This is a genomic window from Mesorhizobium sp. SARCC-RB16n (assembly GCF_008520305.1).
In the GTDB taxonomy this organism is placed as follows: Bacteria; Pseudomonadota; Alphaproteobacteria; order Rhizobiales; family Rhizobiaceae; genus Mesorhizobium.
Genome location: NZ_ML703300.1, coordinates 42,321 through 58,392, shown reverse-complemented (window position 1 = coordinate 58,392; position 16,072 = coordinate 42,321). Strand labels below are relative to the sequence as shown.

14 protein-coding genes and 2 pseudogenes are annotated in these 16,072 nt (G+C 57.5%); 9 read left to right on the top strand and 7 right to left on the bottom strand.

What is annotated here, in order from left to right:
- Nucleotides 1-179, top strand: a pseudogene (locus tag C7I87_RS35670) (IS3 family transposase); the annotation flags it as partial.
- A 13-nt stretch (nucleotides 180-192) separates the two neighbouring features.
- Here the strand turns inward: C7I87_RS35670 and C7I87_RS32215 are convergent.
- Nucleotides 193-1,416, bottom strand: a complete 1,224-nt coding sequence (locus C7I87_RS32215; RefSeq protein WP_306440525.1) for an IS110 family RNA-guided transposase — start codon at nucleotides 1,414-1,416, stop codon at nucleotides 193-195.
- A 245-nt stretch (nucleotides 1,417-1,661) separates the two neighbouring features.
- Between C7I87_RS32215 and C7I87_RS36900 the strand changes: the two are divergent.
- The 5 genes and pseudogenes from C7I87_RS36900 to C7I87_RS32185 form a co-directional block, all read left to right on the top strand.
- Nucleotides 1,662-1,952 (top strand): annotated as a pseudogene (locus C7I87_RS36900) (transposase); the annotation flags it as partial.
- A 575-nt stretch (nucleotides 1,953-2,527) separates the two neighbouring features.
- Nucleotides 2,528-3,325 (top strand): hypothetical protein, encoded by a 798-nt coding sequence (locus tag C7I87_RS32200; RefSeq protein ID WP_149907996.1) that lies wholly within the window; start codon nucleotides 2,528-2,530, stop codon nucleotides 3,323-3,325.
- A 129-nt stretch (nucleotides 3,326-3,454) separates the two neighbouring features.
- Nucleotides 3,455-3,709, top strand: a complete 255-nt coding sequence (locus C7I87_RS32195; RefSeq protein ID WP_246696491.1) for a hypothetical protein — start codon at nucleotides 3,455-3,457, stop codon at nucleotides 3,707-3,709.
- Nucleotides 3,678-3,998 carry a hypothetical protein gene (locus tag C7I87_RS32190; protein WP_149907995.1) on the top strand — a complete coding sequence of 107 codons (321 nt, stop codon included), beginning with the start codon at nucleotides 3,678-3,680 and terminating at the stop codon, nucleotides 3,996-3,998. The genes C7I87_RS32195 and C7I87_RS32190 overlap by 32 nt, the downstream gene beginning before the upstream one ends.
- Nucleotides 3,988-4,251 carry a hypothetical protein gene (locus tag C7I87_RS32185; protein ID WP_149907994.1) on the top strand — a complete coding sequence of 88 codons (264 nt, stop codon included), beginning with the start codon at nucleotides 3,988-3,990 and terminating at the stop codon, nucleotides 4,249-4,251. The genes C7I87_RS32190 and C7I87_RS32185 overlap by 11 nt, the downstream gene beginning before the upstream one ends.
- Before the next feature lie 27 nt (nucleotides 4,252-4,278).
- Here C7I87_RS32185 and C7I87_RS32180 read toward each other — a convergent pair whose 3' ends face one another.
- Complete coding sequence (locus tag C7I87_RS32180) at nucleotides 4,279-5,076, bottom strand: hypothetical protein (protein WP_149907993.1); 798 nt, start codon at nucleotides 5,074-5,076, stop codon at nucleotides 4,279-4,281.
- 926 nt (nucleotides 5,077-6,002) lie between these two features.
- Here C7I87_RS32180 and C7I87_RS32170 point away from each other — a divergent pair.
- Together C7I87_RS32170 and C7I87_RS32165 are read left to right on the top strand one after the other, a co-directional pair.
- Nucleotides 6,003-8,324, top strand: a complete 2,322-nt coding sequence (locus C7I87_RS32170) for an AAA family ATPase (protein ID WP_149907991.1) — start codon at nucleotides 6,003-6,005, stop codon at nucleotides 8,322-8,324.
- Nucleotides 8,321-10,267 (top strand): UvrD-helicase domain-containing protein, encoded by a 1,947-nt coding sequence (locus C7I87_RS32165; protein WP_149907990.1) that lies wholly within the window; start codon nucleotides 8,321-8,323, stop codon nucleotides 10,265-10,267. The genes C7I87_RS32170 and C7I87_RS32165 overlap by 4 nt, the downstream gene beginning before the upstream one ends.
- Nucleotides 10,268-10,420: 153 nt before the next feature.
- Here C7I87_RS32165 and C7I87_RS32160 read toward each other — a convergent pair whose 3' ends face one another.
- Together C7I87_RS32160 and C7I87_RS36560 are read right to left on the bottom strand one after the other, a co-directional pair.
- On the bottom strand, nucleotides 10,421-10,873 hold the full coding sequence (locus C7I87_RS32160) for a LysR substrate-binding domain-containing protein (RefSeq protein WP_188394080.1): 453 nt from the start codon (nucleotides 10,871-10,873) through the stop codon (nucleotides 10,421-10,423).
- Nucleotides 10,870-11,004: a hypothetical protein gene (locus C7I87_RS36560; protein ID WP_281409078.1), complete on the bottom strand. Its 135-nt coding sequence runs from the start codon at nucleotides 11,002-11,004 to the stop codon at nucleotides 10,870-10,872. The genes C7I87_RS32160 and C7I87_RS36560 overlap by 4 nt, the downstream gene beginning before the upstream one ends.
- Before the next feature lie 605 nt (nucleotides 11,005-11,609).
- Here C7I87_RS36560 and C7I87_RS32155 point away from each other — a divergent pair.
- Nucleotides 11,610-12,245: a transglutaminase-like cysteine peptidase gene (locus C7I87_RS32155; protein WP_246696490.1), complete on the top strand. Its 636-nt coding sequence runs from the start codon at nucleotides 11,610-11,612 to the stop codon at nucleotides 12,243-12,245.
- 106 nt (nucleotides 12,246-12,351) lie between these two features.
- On the opposite strand, the gene mctP is transcribed toward C7I87_RS32155, so the two are convergent.
- The 3 genes from mctP to C7I87_RS32140 all read right to left on the bottom strand — a co-directional run bounded on the left by mctP (nucleotide 12,352) and on the right by C7I87_RS32140 (nucleotide 15,833).
- Entirely contained in the window at nucleotides 12,352-13,866 is a 1,515-nt protein-coding gene (gene mctP / locus C7I87_RS32150; RefSeq protein WP_149907988.1) for a monocarboxylate uptake permease MctP, read from the bottom strand.
- Nucleotides 13,863-14,039, bottom strand: a complete 177-nt coding sequence (locus tag C7I87_RS32145) for a DUF3311 domain-containing protein (RefSeq protein ID WP_149907987.1) — start codon at nucleotides 14,037-14,039, stop codon at nucleotides 13,863-13,865. Before C7I87_RS32145 ends, mctP begins: the two co-directional genes overlap by 4 nt.
- Nucleotides 14,040-14,243: 204 nt before the next feature.
- A complete protein-coding gene (locus tag C7I87_RS32140) occupies nucleotides 14,244-15,833 on the bottom strand; it encodes a putative bifunctional diguanylate cyclase/phosphodiesterase (RefSeq protein ID WP_149907986.1) in 1,590 nt (529 codons plus the stop codon).
- Between the last annotated feature and the right edge of the window lie 239 nt (nucleotides 15,834-16,072).

The window sequence follows — 16,072 nt, the reverse complement described above, 5'->3', positions numbered from 1 at the left end:
GTGCGCGCCTGCAGCGAAAAGCTGCGCGCACCGCGGTCTCGGCCGCCGCCGCTCCTTCATTCCGCAGGTGCTATGGCAGCGAGTTCACCTCGAAGGCCATCCTCGCCTGGGCGGATCAGAACCGTGTCGAGTGGCACTACATCGCTCCGGGCAAGCCGATGCAGACGGATGTTGTAGAATAGCCCCTTCTTCTCATTCGGCAGCTTTTTCCACAGCCTTCGGCCTTTCCGGCCTCGTTCGCCATCGGGAAGTCGCTGCTGCATAGGCAGCTTCCGCCTTCTCTATTCGGGATCGTTCTTCGGCGCGCTTGGTCGGGATGTTGTAGTCGAAGGCGGTGCCGCGCCTGGCATGGCTGGTCGGGAGGCCGGCACGCAGCTCGACCGATCTGAACTTGCGGGCGAGCAAGGCCGGCCGGGCCCAGATGTAGTCGGTATCCTTGCTCAGCATATGCCAGATGATCATTGCAAGCTTGCGCGCGGTGGCGACGGCCGCGATGTGCTTCCCGCGGCGCGAGGCAATCCGCTTGTAGAAGGCGCGTAGAGGTCCTGGCGATCGCACGGCCGCCCATGCCGCCTCGACCAGCATCCCCCGTGCATGGCCGCGGCCCTGCTTCGTGATGCGGCCGTGATAGGCTGGCCCCTCACCGGACTGCCGCACGCTCGGATTGAGGCCAAGATAGGCGACGAGCTTCTGTGGATCGCTGAAGCGCCGTATGTCGCCGATTGCCGCGGCAACGCTTGCAGCCACCGTGACGTCGAGGCCGGGCAACGTCATCAAGCGGCGGATTGTCGGATCCTGGAGCGCATGCACCGCGATATCCGCCTCGACTACCGTCAAAGCCTCGTTGATCTGGTTAATCAAGCCGAGGTGGCGCTGGATGGCAGTGCGCTCATCCGCAGGCAATATTTGCTTCGTCAACCATTTGCGCCCGCTGATTCCGACCAGGTTCCCATGCGGACACGGCGGGATCAGGTGGGCGTGGAGGATTGACTGGATCAGGTTCTTCAGCCGCGAACGCTGGCGAACCAGCTGTGTCCGCCTGGTGACCTGTCTTCGGAGGGCAAGGGTCCCCGGATCCGGAACCCAGACCTCCGGCAGAAAGCCCGAGGCATAGAGCTTCGCAAGGACAGTGGCGTCGATCGTGTCAGTCTTCACCTTCGCGTGCGCGATCATGTGCACCTGCTTGGGATTGGCGATCACGATCCGATCCACGTAGGGTGACAGCACTTCAGCGACGGCCGTGGCATTGCCGGTCGCCTCGATCACCACATGATCATCGTGGGTGAGTTCCCTCCTGGCGAACTCCTCGAGCTTATTGCGCAGCATTTGAACGCGGCCGAGCTTGACGATCTTGCCATCAAGCAACGACACGACTTCGGCGGCTACGCGGTGTATGTCCATGCCGATAATACGCACGGTTCCCTCCATCGTTGGTCACGAACAGGGAGCCAGCGGGCAACACGACAAATACGGATCCGCGCTCGCAGCGCATCCGGGCGAGTCGTAGGGGCGGCCAGATAACGTGCTCGAACTCGCAGTTCATCTGCATACGACGGCCTGCCCGCACTTGCGTGCTCCCGGTGCCCCGTGGCCCGGATGCGCCAAGCTTAACGAAACCTGACGACCGAACAAACGATGGCACCGAGAACAACATGCCGGATAACGGCTTCGTCGAAAGCTTCGACGGCCGCCTGCGCGATGAGCTCTTGAACGAGACGCTGTTCACCTCGCTGGCCCAGGCGCGCGTGGCGACCGCCCTGTGGCGCTCCGACTACAACACCGCGAGGCCGCACTCGCAGATCGCTTGGCAGACACCGGACGAGTTCGCCAGCACCTTCACCCCGCGACGTTCGCTCGCGCTGCGCTACGCCAACGGCTCCGCGCCAGCGCCCGTCGCTCCACTCGCCCAGCAGGGCACACCCAACGCCGGAAACGAACTCAAAACTGGATAGAAACGGGGGGCAAGGTCAGGAGCTTGCAAACCTCCTATGGGGAATGCCGTCACCTCCTGAACGGGTGAAGGGCAAGGCCGACTACGGGAGCACCAACGTTCGCAAGACCAACTACTTCCATTGGCAGCAGTATCTCGGGGTCGAGCACCGTTGCGTTGTGCCGGTGACTAGCTTCGCGGAGCCCAGCCCGGTTGACGTGAAGACCCCGAGACGGGCATCAAGAAGAACTATTGGTTTGCCCTCAGCGAGGACCGTCCGCTGTTCTTTTTTGCCGGACTCTGGACACGATGGCACGGCATGCGCAAAGCGAAGGATGATCCGGCTGACCATGAGGTCTACGGATTTCTTACAACCGAGCCCAACGCCCTGATGGCGCCAATCCACGGTGATCCTCACCACGCGGCAGGAGGTGGAAACCTGGCTCACAGCCCCGTGGTCCGAAGCGCGGCACATGCAGCGGCGAGCCCCAGACGATGCCTTGGTGATAGTCGAGAAGCCGGCCACACAGATCAAGTTTCCGCAGAGGGCCGCAGATGCGGATGGCCAACTCCTTTGCTCTATAGTAGCCAATGGGCATGATCGACCTCTGGGACTTCGACACCTACGATGGTGAGATTTGTGAATATTTGGATGGGTGCACGCGGGTTTTCGCTAGCTATCTGGACGAGGAGAAGCGGTTAGACGAAATCGTTCCACCGGTCGATCCGAGGGAGCGCGTGCATTTCCTGGTTCCAACCAACCGCTACTACGAGGCATATAGGGCAGCGGTAGAAGGTCTTGGCCCGATCATGAGCACCAAGACGTTTCGAGCCTTTCACTACACGCGAATGACCGACGATGAGGTGGCAGCGCTTTGGTCAACTGGCATCGTGACGACCTCTTTGGGTTTTCTTAAGGAGCGCGTGGCTCAGCAAGTCGCCGCCGGCAAGCTGACGCCGGAACAGGGGCAGAGGATTGTTTCGAAAAGTGCGCTTGGGCGTCAGGGCGAGCTAGACAACAGGAGTGGCTTTTGGACAGTCGCTGCTCCGGTCAGTCCAGGCGATAATGCGGCGAAATCTCTGGTGGATCATTGGGGCGGCGAGGGTGCCTACTGGGCGTTCGGGGCAGAAGAACCTGAAATGCTTGAGCTCTTGAAGAGCATCGGATGCGGAAGGATCATTGAAATTGCCGTTCCTCTTTCGGCTGTTAAGTTCGGTGACGTGGGGGCGGGCTCGGCGACCATCGCGTTCGAAGTATTTGCTTCCAGACTTGGCTACGATCGCTCTCGCAAGAGGTTGGATTTTAATATCCAACACGATCTTGCCCCGGATAGTCTCCTTAAGGTTCATTCCGAGGGAGACGAGACGTACCACGGTATGGGAGCAGGCGTTTAGGCTCAGTGGTCCCGCGCGTTCACTCATCCTTCCAGATCACCCCCGCACCATACGGACCCCCGACAAGCCGCCTCACCGCATTGACACGCTCACCGCACCATGCCGCGCGACACGTTAGGAGGAACCGCAATGGCCACGATGCATCTAGACGCCGAATCCAAGGCCGAACTGCACGCGGAAGCCGCGAAGCTAATAGCCCGCTACGAGAGCCCTCTTGAGACCCTCAAGGCGCTGATGGCCTACAACTGCGGGCTTGAGACGCAAATCCTCGCCCTGCCCGTAGGCATCCGGAACTTGTGGCTGTCAGCTTCGACCCGACGCCCCTGTGCTGGCGTGACAGGGCCGGCGCTCGATGCTCGACCTTATCGCCTTCATTGGCAGTAACGCAGCGCTTGTAACCGCCAACCCTGTGGCATTCGCCACGTTTGCCGTGCTGTTTGGAAGCGGTGGGTTTGCTGTCGGGTGGTATTTCTTGACCGAGCGCATCGCCAATCTGGAGAGCCGAATTGCCAGAGGCGACGAGGAGATTACAGGCCTTAAGACCAGACAGATAGTGCCAGAGCAAGGGGGTCCACTGGTGCCGCTATTTCAGATGACTGAAGTGCTGCCGCCTGCGCCGCTCGACTTCAGCCGGCTCTTGGCCCAACCGAAAGAGAGCCCCGATGTCAGATAACTTGCTGCCCCAGCACAAGGTGCCCAAGCTAATCGTCGTCACCGCCTTTGATCGCGATGAGACCGGCGACCTTCAGCCTGTCTTTGGATCTGCCGAGCAGCAGAGCGAGGAGCGGGCGATAAGGACCGCGAGGGGCCTTGCAACGAAGCACGCCGGCGTCATCGCGTGGTCGCGTGAGGCCAACCCATCGCTTGGCGAATACGGTGAACCCACGACACCTTTTGTGGGTGGCGAGGTGCCGGACATGCAGTAGGAGCCGTCACGACAAAATGCTGCACCACTAGCGCATGGAAGAGTCGGGTACGTTGAATCCTAGCCCGCCGTCCGGGGACAGCCCTAGGTGGATCACTTCGGGGGCAATCTTACTATGAAGATCGGCGAAACGCCTATCGTTAGGGCTGGAGCCCCTCGAAGCGGCCCGCTGTGCTACGTAGGCGATTAGATCCGCGACCTCCAAAAGCGGGGGCTTATCGCCTTCACCGGTCATCAAATTGACCCGATCAGCCTCTCCGTCTTTGCCCACACTTACGAAGAGGCTTGCTGCTCGCGAAGCCTGATGAGCTCCGACAATCCACTCAATCTTGGTCTTGTCGTGGTCAGCCCAGAAGCGAACGTTGCGAAAGCCGGGATTCTTTGAGAGAGGCAACAGCGCACCTTGGGCGCATTGCGCCGCAAACTCCTTGTCCCGCATAAGATAGTTCTTCATTCCAGGAATAGGTGGAAGTCCCCCAGAACTCTGTAAAGGTCCTACAAGAAAGTCCTTCGGGAAGTCGGCCTTATTAGCTATGGCCACGATGCGCCGAACTGGCCCCGCAGCGATCGAATCTGCGATAGCTCCGTAGAGCGCGAACACATCGTCGTTGTCCAGGGCTGCCCATGCGGTCTTTTGTCGGGCGCCGGGATGGAATATCTCCCTGCAATGGAGGCGATCCGCCTCAGTACCTCCCTTGCTGCGCTTAGTCTCCGCAATTTGTCCTTCTACTTGCGCCTGGCGGCCTTCAGGCATCGAGAGCACGGCATACGTCACATGTGTAGTGCCGCAGCTTTCATCCCCGAATGCGTGGTGGAATTGCGACATAGCGGCCCTCACGGAATCTGGCTCCCGAAAACAACTACCATGATTGTGTAGCTTACCCAACCGTTGAGTATCTGCAATGCGCCACTCGGAACATGGCTAATGCCGCGCACAGCCTGGCCAGCCGTGCCTAAATCGTCGATCCGAGGGCTATGCTTCTTCGCGCACGCCCCTGGACTTACAGGTCAGCTTCCCGGCCCAGAGAGCTACGCGCACACTCGCCTGAAGATTGATGTGGTCAAGGCGGCGCGCGGGCTATGGGCTTTCGGGCCGAGCTTGAGGTTTGGGGGACAGACGGAGCAGGCGCAGAATGGATAGCAGACGTGCTGGTTTTTCTGACTGACGGCAGACAGGTCGCAGTCGAGGTTCAACTCTCAAGCCAGCACTTGGACCATTTTCTAGCCAGGACGCAACGCTATCAGCGCTCTGGTGTCCGGTGTTGTTGGATCATGTCCGAGAGGCCAGTAGCTTGGCGGCTGACAAAGACGCTCATTTATAAAAACAGCCAGTACCACCGTGAGACCGGGGAGTACTTATGCGATTGCGAAGAGTTAGTGCTATTTGCGATCGAACTAGCAGGAAAGGACACTTACCCCGATGTTTTGCCATTGATCAGATTCGGTAGGGGCCAGCACATAAAGTGGATGGCGCTGACGGAAGCCATCGCCGGCATGCTGCACGGATATCCTAGCTGGCAGCTACCAGATTGGCATTGGGAAGGGCCTCCCATCGGTTGATTGATGCTCAGCGCAGCCTGCACTGGGCGAATGCGCTGATTGGTGGCTGGCAGCCTCGAATTCTAGGGCAGGTCGCGATCATATTGATACCTGAAAATATTATTCATGCTACGGTACAAATCGGTGGGAACATTGAAGAAGAGGTTCCGCTCTGCGTGTAACTAGCTATATAAAGGCTGGAGGGAGACAGCCATGCACATCGAGTTTGTCGAGATTTCAAATTTCCGGAAGCTGATTTCAACGCGAGTTGGTCTTTCAAAGAAAACAACAGTCTTTGTTGGGGCCAATAATAGCGGAAAAACGTCGGCAATCACGGCGCTTCGGTACTTTCTAGTGCAGCGAGAAAAGAATAGTTTCGCTTTCAACGATTTCACTCTGAGCCATTGGCCCACCATCAATACCATGGGCCTGGCTTGGGAGCAGGCGCTGGCGGCACAAGATCCGATGCCTAACCCAGATTGGAGTGCGGTGCTGCCATCGGTGGATATCTGGCTTGATGTCCCCGAGACCGAACTGCACTACGTGCAACCGCTCCTGCCCACGCTCGAATGGGCCGCTGGCCGTTTGGGCGTTCGTGTCCGGTATGAGCCGAGCGATGCCAAGCAGCTGCAGATGGATTACGTGTCGGCTCGCGGGGACGTGCTATCGCTCCAAAAGGACGCAGCGGCGCTCGCCAAGGGGGCGGCCGCGCCTGCGTTCGAGGTCAAGCTGTGGCCCGAAAACCTGGTCGATTTTCTCCAGCGGCGGCTTACAAGCTATTTTACCCATAGATATTACGTATTGGATCCGGAGGCCATAGCAGATCCGGTGCACGGGGTAGCCAAGCCTCAGCAGCTTGACGGCAACGAGCCAATCGAAGGTGATCCCTTCAAGGGGCTCATTCGCATCGACGAGATCAGTGCCCAGAGGGGATTCGGAAACGGTGAAAACGGTTTTGAGGATGACAAGGCTGCTACGGCTTCCGGTTCTCGGAAGCTGTCCACCCAGCTGCGGCAGTACTACGTCCACCACCTTGATCCGTATGAGAAACCGGACGCGAAAGACCTGCACGCACTAAGGGCGATCGAGCAGGCCCAGCAAGCTTTTGACGGTCGCCTAACTGACGGGTTTGAACGTCCACTCAAGGAAATGCATACACTAGGATATCCGGGTGTCACTGATCCAAGATTGAATATCTCCACACGACTGCGCCCGGTGGAGGGGCTCAATCATGAGGCCGCAGTGCGTTTCGAGATCGCGGTCCATGATGGAGAGAAACACGTTAATCTCCATCTACCGGAAGAATCAAACGGTCTCGGATATCAAAATCTCATATCGATGGTTTTTCGCTTGATGGCGTTTCGCGACAGCTGGATGAAAGTCGGCAAAGCGAAGGCAAAGGCGGGGGATGAAACGGTCATCGCGCCCCTGCACTTGGTCCTTATCGAAGAACCCGAGGTGCACCTCCATACGCAGGTCCAGCAGGTCTTCATCCGCCAAGCATACAAGATCCTCCGCAATCACGACGAGCTTGGGGCCAAAGAACCTTTCCGCACCCAGATGGTAGTAAGCACACATTCGAGCCACATCGCGCATGAATGCGAGTTCGACTCGCTCAGGTATTTCCGGCGTCTACCAGGAGATGCAACGAGTATTCCGACCTCCTGTGTCCTGAACCTCAACGACGCATTCGGTGGCGATCCTGAGACAAAACGTTTCGTCACCCGCTATCTTAAGGTGACGCACTGCGATCTCCTCTTTGCCGATGCGGCCATTTTCATTGAGGGGCCAGCCGAACGCATTCTCGTTCCTCATTTTGTGAACGAGCATGCTGAATTCGCCAAGCTGTCCGAGAGCTACATCACCTGGCTCGAAATCGGCGGAAGCCACGCCCACCGCATGAGATCACTGGTCGAGCGAATTGGTCTCACAACCCTTATAATCACCGACCTCGACTCTTGCGATGCTGACGGAAAGGTCGCGGTCCCAGTCAGGGGCCAGAACTATACCTCCCGCAACCAGACCCTTCGAACCTGGTGTCCGGCTGCCACTCTGCTCGATGAGCTTTTGGACAAGCCTGACGTGGACAAGATTTTGACCTACACCAATGAGCGCTTCGCCGTTTGCGTGGCTTATCAGAGTCCAGCGCAAATCACCTTCAAAGGCACAGCGACAGAGGCGCTGGCCTATACGCTTGAAGATGCGATCGTCTATGCGAATTTGCCACTCTTCGCTGGTCTCGATGGCACAGGTCTTATTGCAAAGTTCCGCAAAGCCATCACGGACAGCGCAGATAGTGCTGCATTGGCGGTAGAGCTGAAAGAGCATTTGAAGGAAGGGAACAAGGCGGAGTTTGCGTTGGACCTGCTTGAGATTGAGAACCCGATCGCACTCGTTCCACCACCTTACATCCGTGTTGGGCTTCTATGGCTGGCCGAACAGCTTGAACACAAGCAGCTTGAACTCGGCATCGTGAAAGTGATCGAAAATCCCCTTCCAGCAGCGGTACATGAAATGGCCGGAGTGGCGGCATGACAGAGCTGATCCAATCCAACTCCAACATGAACATGGACGATCATGTTGATGGAACGATAGCCGATGCCCTTCGGCTGGACCACCCCAAGAGCTTTTTCCTGTTCGCCGGGGCTGGTTCCGGCAAAACCCGGACGCTGGTGAACGCGCTCCAACACATTCGCGAAAAATTTCGCGAGAAGCTTCACCTGCGTGGCCGCCAGGTCGCGGTCATCACATACACGAACGCTGCCTGTGATGAGATCATCCGGCGAACGGAATATGACCCTATCCTCGTTGTCCGGACCATCCACAGTTTTGCCTGGCAGCAAATCCAAGGGCTTAACACCGACATACGAACATGGCTGCGCGACGCGCTCCAGCGCCAAATCCTTGAACTTCGGGAAGAGGAGATCAAAGGCCGGCCTGGCACAAAAGCGTCCATATCCCGCCTGGCGCAGATCGAATCCAAGGGGCATCGTCTTGATCGTTTGGATCAGATCAAAACATTCACCTACAATCCCAACGGTGACAATCGAGAACGAAATGCGCTGAACCACAGCGAAGTGATCAAGATTTTCTCGTCGTTCCTGCAGACCAAGCCCCTGATGCAAAGGCTTCTTGTCGAAAAGTTCCCGTTCCTTTTCATCGATGAAAGCCAAGACACCCACGGCGCCCTCGTGGATGCATTACTCTGCGTTCAGAAGGCACACAAAGACCGTTTTAGCCTTGGTTTGATTGGGGACACGATGCAGCGCATCTACGCTGACGGAAAAGACCGGATCGAGGATGAAATACCCGCGGGCTGGGCAGTTCCAACAAAAAAACTCAATCATCGCAGTCCAAAACGTGTCGTTCGCTTGATCAACCAGATCCGTTCGTCAGCGGACATACATACCCAAGAGCCACGGGACGACGCGATCGAGGGGTGGGCTCGTCTCTTCGTATTCCCCACAGGCACCGACAATAAACCCGCTCTGGAGCAGAAAATCCGGGAATACATGGCGGAGATCACCAGCGATCCGCTTTGGAAAAGAATTGATAATTGCAAAATCTTGACGCTCGAACACCATATGGCAGCACGCCGGATGGGTTTCGAACGGATGTTTGAGGCCTTGGCATCCGTAGACGAATTTCGCACCAGTTTCCTGGACGGCACTTTCGGTCCCACCCGCCTCTACACACACTGCGTGCTGCCGTTGGTCACTGCTCAAAAAAAGAGAGACAAGTTTGCAGCCGCCAGAGTCTTACGGGAGCTGTCGCCGTTGCTCAGCAAGGAGAGCCTGAAGGCTTCGCAAAAACCGGCGGACCAGTTGGCTGCAGCTCAGTCAGCAATCAACCACCTTATGGGGTTATGGGAGGCCGGCGAGCCATCCTGCGGCCAAGTGCTGGAGAGCATAGCCGCGACAAAACTTTTCGACATACCCGAAAGGCTCAAGGCAGTTCTCGCGGTGCGACTGACCTCGTCGAAGAATGTGAAGGCCGAAGACGAGAGGGCCGACCCGCCAAGTGAGGATATGGCGGCGCTGCTGGAGTTCCTTGAGTGCCCATTCTCAATGATCGAACCGTACGCCGCCTATGTTGCCCATAAGGCACCTTACGACACGCACCAAGGCGTGAAGGGGCTCGAATTTGATCGCGTCATGGTCCTAATGGACGACAGCGAAGCTCGAGGCTTCATGTTTGGCTACGAAAAACTGCTCGGTGCCAAGGCTCCCACGCCCAGCGACCTTAAGAGCCAGCAGGAGGGCAAAGACAATTCCATCGAGCGAACGCGACGCCTTTTTTACGTAACATGCAGCCGCACTAAGAGGAGTTTGGCTTTGGTCGCCTACACAGAAAACCCAGCCGCGGTGAGGGCGCACGTCTTAAGCAGCCGCTGGTTTGATGCGGGCGAAGTACTGCTTGCCATTCCAGACTTAGAGGCCGTTCGAAGTCCGCTAGGTGTCGAGATCATCGGGAGGTAGGGGTCGTTTCGGGCAATCGGCAGGTAGCGCAAAAACGCCGCTGCTGTCGGGCGAATATGTCGTCGGCATCGACAGATCGTCAAGTCATGTCGATATAATCGCAATGTATCGACGTATCGCATACCTCGCAAGCCGTCCGTCCAAATGAGAAGGCTATGACTTCTCCCCATTCTCGATGGGGCGAAAGATCAGCGCCATATCGTAAGGCGCAAGATCCCAACCGGGCAGCACCCTGATCAGGCGGCCAGCGGTGAGGGCCGGCTGGCACACATACGCGGGCAGCAGGGCCACTCCGTGCCCTCCCAGACTTGACTGGAACAGAAAGCCAGGGAGTCGCTCCTGGCCGCCGCAGGCCACCAAGACACGCTGGATGGTGGACAGTTTGCGGACAATGAAATCCTGGTTGGAAACGGCGCCAACCCGAAAAGCGAAGTCAACCCGCTCGCGAATGAGGTCGAGATGGCGGTTAGTGGCCAGCAGCTCGATCGATACGCGCGGAAACTTCCTCGCGAAGCCGCCGAGAAATACGGGCATGAAATAGGAAGCAGTCACCTCAGGGCAGGTGATCTTCAACGTCCCAACGGGCTGTTCCTTGAGATTGATCACTGCAATTTTCGCCGCGGCGATTTCGGCGCGAACTCGCCGACAATCAAGATACACCTGCCCGCTGCTGGTTGCGTAAAGCTGTCGGTATCAGCAATCTCGGCCACGAGGATCATATCATCCACGTCGTCCACGGGGGCTCTCATTCAGATTTGGAGAGGTTACCTATTAGCGGTTCCAGGACCGCGTCGAGCTGCGCAACCTCTTCCAGCCGATCGCAACGAGGCCTGGAAAGCAGATACTGCTCCTATCCGAGCGGATAGATAGCATGTACCAATGCCAGGCTTTCCCAGTTGGCGGTGTGGGCGGCCGTCGACAATGCCCCGCTTTCCTGGCGCCAGAGACCTAATCATTTGGCTATGCCAGTCGCCGCTATCGCTGCGTTCGCGGTGAAGGTGTTGCTATAGGCGGCGGGCAGCAGCGGCGGTCGTTCCACGCTATTCGCCACTCTCTGGCCGTGTTGTGGCATCCACGCGCATACCAACCACACTGGTCCAGTGAACCGGAGTAACGGCCGCTTCATGCAATTATCTGCAATTCTAGGGATTGAAGTGGCCCAACGTTAACCTTTTATTAAACATTTAATTGACCTCGGCCGCCGTTTTGGGATTAGCTCATTGGCCAATATGGGCGTTGCGGCGTGGTGGTGACGATGATGAGGCGATGGCCTGTCGTTGGGATGTTTTCGATATTTCTTGGTTTGGCTTCGTTGGCGAATGCTGGATCCGTCGGGCCACAAATGGCCACGCAACCCTACCCTTCGTCGTTCAGCAGTTACGCGATTGCCTTTGACGCGACACAGCCTCGCAGCACGCCCATGGGTTCCGCGACCTTTGCCGCCGTCGGGGGAAAGACGAGCATTCCGTACGGCTGGGTGGATTTCTGCGGTCGGCGTCCGGAGCAATGCGAGGTCCCGGCCCTACCGGCGGTGAACCTCAAGCTCACGCCAGGGACCTGGAGTACCCTTGACCGAGTCAATCGGGAGGTGAACGGCTACATCGTACCGGAGAGCAATCTTGAGCATTGGGGCACGAAGCTGGATCATTGGGACTATCCGGTCGACGGCAAGGGCGATTGCAAGATCTACGCGCTGTTCAAGCGCAAACTATTGCTGGACGCCGGATTCCCACGGCAGGCTTTGCTGATGACGGTTGTTTACGATCTGCATGGCGAAGGCCATGCCATCCTCACGGTGAAGACCAACAAGGGCGATTTCATCCTCGACAACCTCGTCAACAGCATTCGCTCCTGGGATGCCACTGGGTATTATTTTGTCAAGCGCCAGTCGCAGCAGAATCCCAACATCTGGGTATCGATCAACCTACGAGGCGATGCAGCTTTTGGATCCGGCCACAACCGCAACGCGGTGAATTGATCCTGAGCGAAGGCGCTGGCAGCCGACCCACGCCCGGTCAAACTGGAATTTGCCGACCGATTTCGGATTGATTATTGGATATGGTTCGACAGCCGGCCTTTCGACGTCAGGCTGTGCTGCGAGCATCCAGGAAATCAGCGTTGGCGATGTCGCCTTCAACCTTCGTGCGAAACACGAACGAGAGTGCGGTCGCGACAACAATGTTGGCGATCACGGCGATGACGCCATTATAGGCGCCGTATCCGAGAATGGTCGATGTCGGCACCCAAGCCGTGGCCCCCCAGGCCAGATAGGACCCCAGGCCGAAGCCGACGACCCAGCCTGCCAGCAGCGCCTCGCCACTGTACCAGCGCGTGTAAAGGCCAAAGATCACGGCCGGGAATATCTGGATCATCCAGACGCCGCCGAGCAATTGCAGGTCGAGCGCGAACTTTGTCGGCATGAGGATGATGACCGCCAGGGCACCGACCTTCACGATCAGCGACATCAGCTTGGCGAGCTGCGATTCCTGCAGCGGCGAGATGGCCGGATTGACGAAAGGCCGCCAGACATTGCGCGTGAAGGTGTTCGCCGCGCCGATCGACATCACCGCGGCCGGCACCAAGGCGCCGATGGCGATTGCGGCAAAGCAGAAGCCCGCGAACCAGTCCGGGAACATTTTCAGCAGCAATTGAGGGATCGCGTCCTGCGGGTTGGCGACTTCGATGCCCGCTGCATGGGCCATCAAGCCCATCAGCGCGATAAGCCCAAGCAGCAGCGAATAGGCCGGCAGTGTCATGGCATTGCGCCGGATCGCCTTGGGCCCTGATGCCGACAGCACGCCGGTCAGCGAATGCGGGTACATAAACAATGCCATTGCCGATCCGATGGCGAGCGTGATGAATGGCCCGATCTGCGCCGGCGAGAGGGTTAGACCCTGGTTGGCTTTGCCGGCATATGCCTTGGCAGCCACATCGAAGACCGCGCCATAACCACCGAGCTTGGCCGGAATGATCACCACCGCGGCGATGACGAAGATGTAGATCATGATGTCCTTGACGAAGGCGATCATGGCAGGCGCGCGCAGGCCGCTCCTGTATGTGTAGAGCGCCAGGATGACGAACGCGATGGTCAACGGCAGATGCGACATCATCCCCTGGCCCTGAAAACCCAGCGCCTGGATGACCTTCTCCATGCCGACGAGCTGCAGCGCGATATAGGGCATGGTGGCGAGGATGCCGGTGAAGGCGACCGCGAGTTCCAGCCCCTTGTTGCGGTAACGCCCGAAGATGAAATCGGCCCCGGTGATGTAACCCTTCTCGCGCGCCACGTTCCACAAGCGCGGCATTGTCAGGAAGACGAAAGGATAGATCAGGATCGTATAGGGCACGGCAAAGAAGCCGTAAGAACCGATCGCATATACGACCGCAGGCACCGCGATGACGGTATAGGCCGTGTAGAGGTCGCCGCCGAGCAGGAACCAGGTGATCCACGCGCCAAACCGCCGGCCACCAAGGCCCCATTCGTGCAGCTCGTCGAGATTGCCGGATTTCCAGCGGGCAGCGACGAAGCCAATGACCGTTACTATCGCAAAGAAGAAGACAAAGACGACCGTCGCGGTCCAATTGAGATGATCGATCACGCGTCGTCCCCTCCGATCCTCGATGCAGCCCACATGAAGATCGACGAGACCGGAATCAAGACCAGCAGAAACCAGAAAAAGAAGGGAATGCCGGCAAGGGTCGGCTCGATGCTGTTGTAGAGCGGAACCCAAACGCTCAGAACGCAGGGTATGATCAGCAGAACATATTTCATGGCCGATCGTTCCTCCCAGAAGCACCGGATCAAAGACAGGGTGTCACCATAATCTATCGCGATCCGTGGGCAACTCCGGTGGCGAGACCCAAACAGAATTCTTTAAGGCCACTCAAGCTAACGCCCGGCAGGCTGGATTCTCCATCTTCGCAGCCAGGCGAGAAGTCGCTGCAGTTCGATGCGGAGAACATCCACACAGGGGCCCTATTGCGACCGCTTCAGCGCGAGCACCGTCCCTACGCCCGAATTGTTCTTCTGCTGCCCGCGTCGAAGCATTGATGAGACAACGTCTGCAGGTACCGGCCGGCTGTAAAAGAACCCCTGCACTTCGTCGGCACACCTCTCTTGGTTCAATAGCACGGCCTTCTCATGGCTATCTACCCCTTCGACAGTAACGGTCACACCGATCTCAGTAGCTATTTTAGAGACGCCCCGAAGGATGTTTAGTGCCTTTTCATTGGAACACGCGTCATCGATGATCGTTTTGTCTACTTTGATCTTGTCGATCGTGAACTGGCGCAAGTAATGTAGTCCGCAATAACCAGAACCGAAGTCGTCGAGGGCAATCCGGATGCCACTCCGGCGTAGTTCGTTCAGGATCGGATTGATGAAGGTCGTATCACTTATAAGGACTGATTCCGTGATCTCGAGGTCGAGCCTATGGGGATCCAATTGGGTGTCAGCCAAGGTCCGCTTGACCACGGACTCGATCTCACTGCGAAAGAACTGAACTGGAGATACATTGACGGCGACGCGCACATGGGCAGGCCAGTCCCGGCATGCGAGGCATGCCTGTTGGAGCACCCACTCTCCTATTTCCACAATGGTGCCCGTGCGTTCGGCAACAGGGATGAATTCGCTAGGGGTAATCGTCGTGCCATCAGGCAACGTCCACCGGAGCAATGCCTCGACGGACTGAATTCGCTCTGGGTGCGCTCTTTGAACGATCGGCTGAAACAGAAGAGACAATTGCCTGTCTGAAATGGCAGTCGACAGCGCGACTTCCAGGTCTCTGCGCCGGCTCGCAATCATTGCCATCTGCGGGACAAACAGTTCACCAAATGTGCCTCTGGCTTTTGCCTTGTAGAGAGCCAAGTCCGCGGCCTTGAGGATTTGGCTGCCGTCACTTCCGTGAAGCGGCGCTATCGCCGATCCCACAGTGACGTCGACGACAACGTGCTGGCCATCCAACTCGTAAGGCTTGGACACTGCATTTCTGATCCGCAGCGCAAAATCAACGGCCTCGGATTCCACCGAGACCTCGCTTTGCACAACGACGAATTCGTCGCCTCCGAACCGCGCAACAAAGTCGCTGGCACCGATGAGCTTTCGGAGATTGGCGCCAACCGCGTTCAACACCGCGTTGCCGAAGTCGTGACCAAGGGAATCGTTGACCTGTTTGAACCGGTCGATGTCAAAAAAGTGGACGGCAAAGCCTCGCTGCTGTCCATGCGGAGTCAGACGCGCCTGCAGTTCTTCTGAAAGTGCGAACGAGTTCGGCAGTTTTGTCAGGTGGTCGGTGAGGGCTTGGCGCCTGATGACGCTATTGGCAAGGCGCAGTCTGTATGAAGTCCGATATGATGGATAGAGAAAAATCGGCGCCAATATGGCCGAAATGAATAGTGCCGCAAAGATCTGGTACCAAATAGTCGGGTAGTAAACTCCAATGACAACGTATAAGCCGGCTGCCATTGCGGTTGCGAGAATAATCACCAGAATCGACTGAATTAGCGTTAGCCGCGCCGGCTCACAGTCCAGGCTGCCATCGAAAATTGCTCTGGCGTTTTTCCACATGGAGGAAAAGCTTATGCTAATGTACTAACTAAAAGTTCCGTCGAAATGCTAAACTCTTACTTATCGGCTGCCGTCATGACCAACTGGCCCATCTCGCGCGGGCAGAGACAACTAGGATTCAGGACGGTCACGGTTTCATCTCTTAAAAAACACTTCATTCCTTGTCCATACCGCCGCTCGGAAACGCGAAGGGCCGGGTTGAATTTGGGTCGAATCCGCCGGGCTTCAGCACGGCTGTG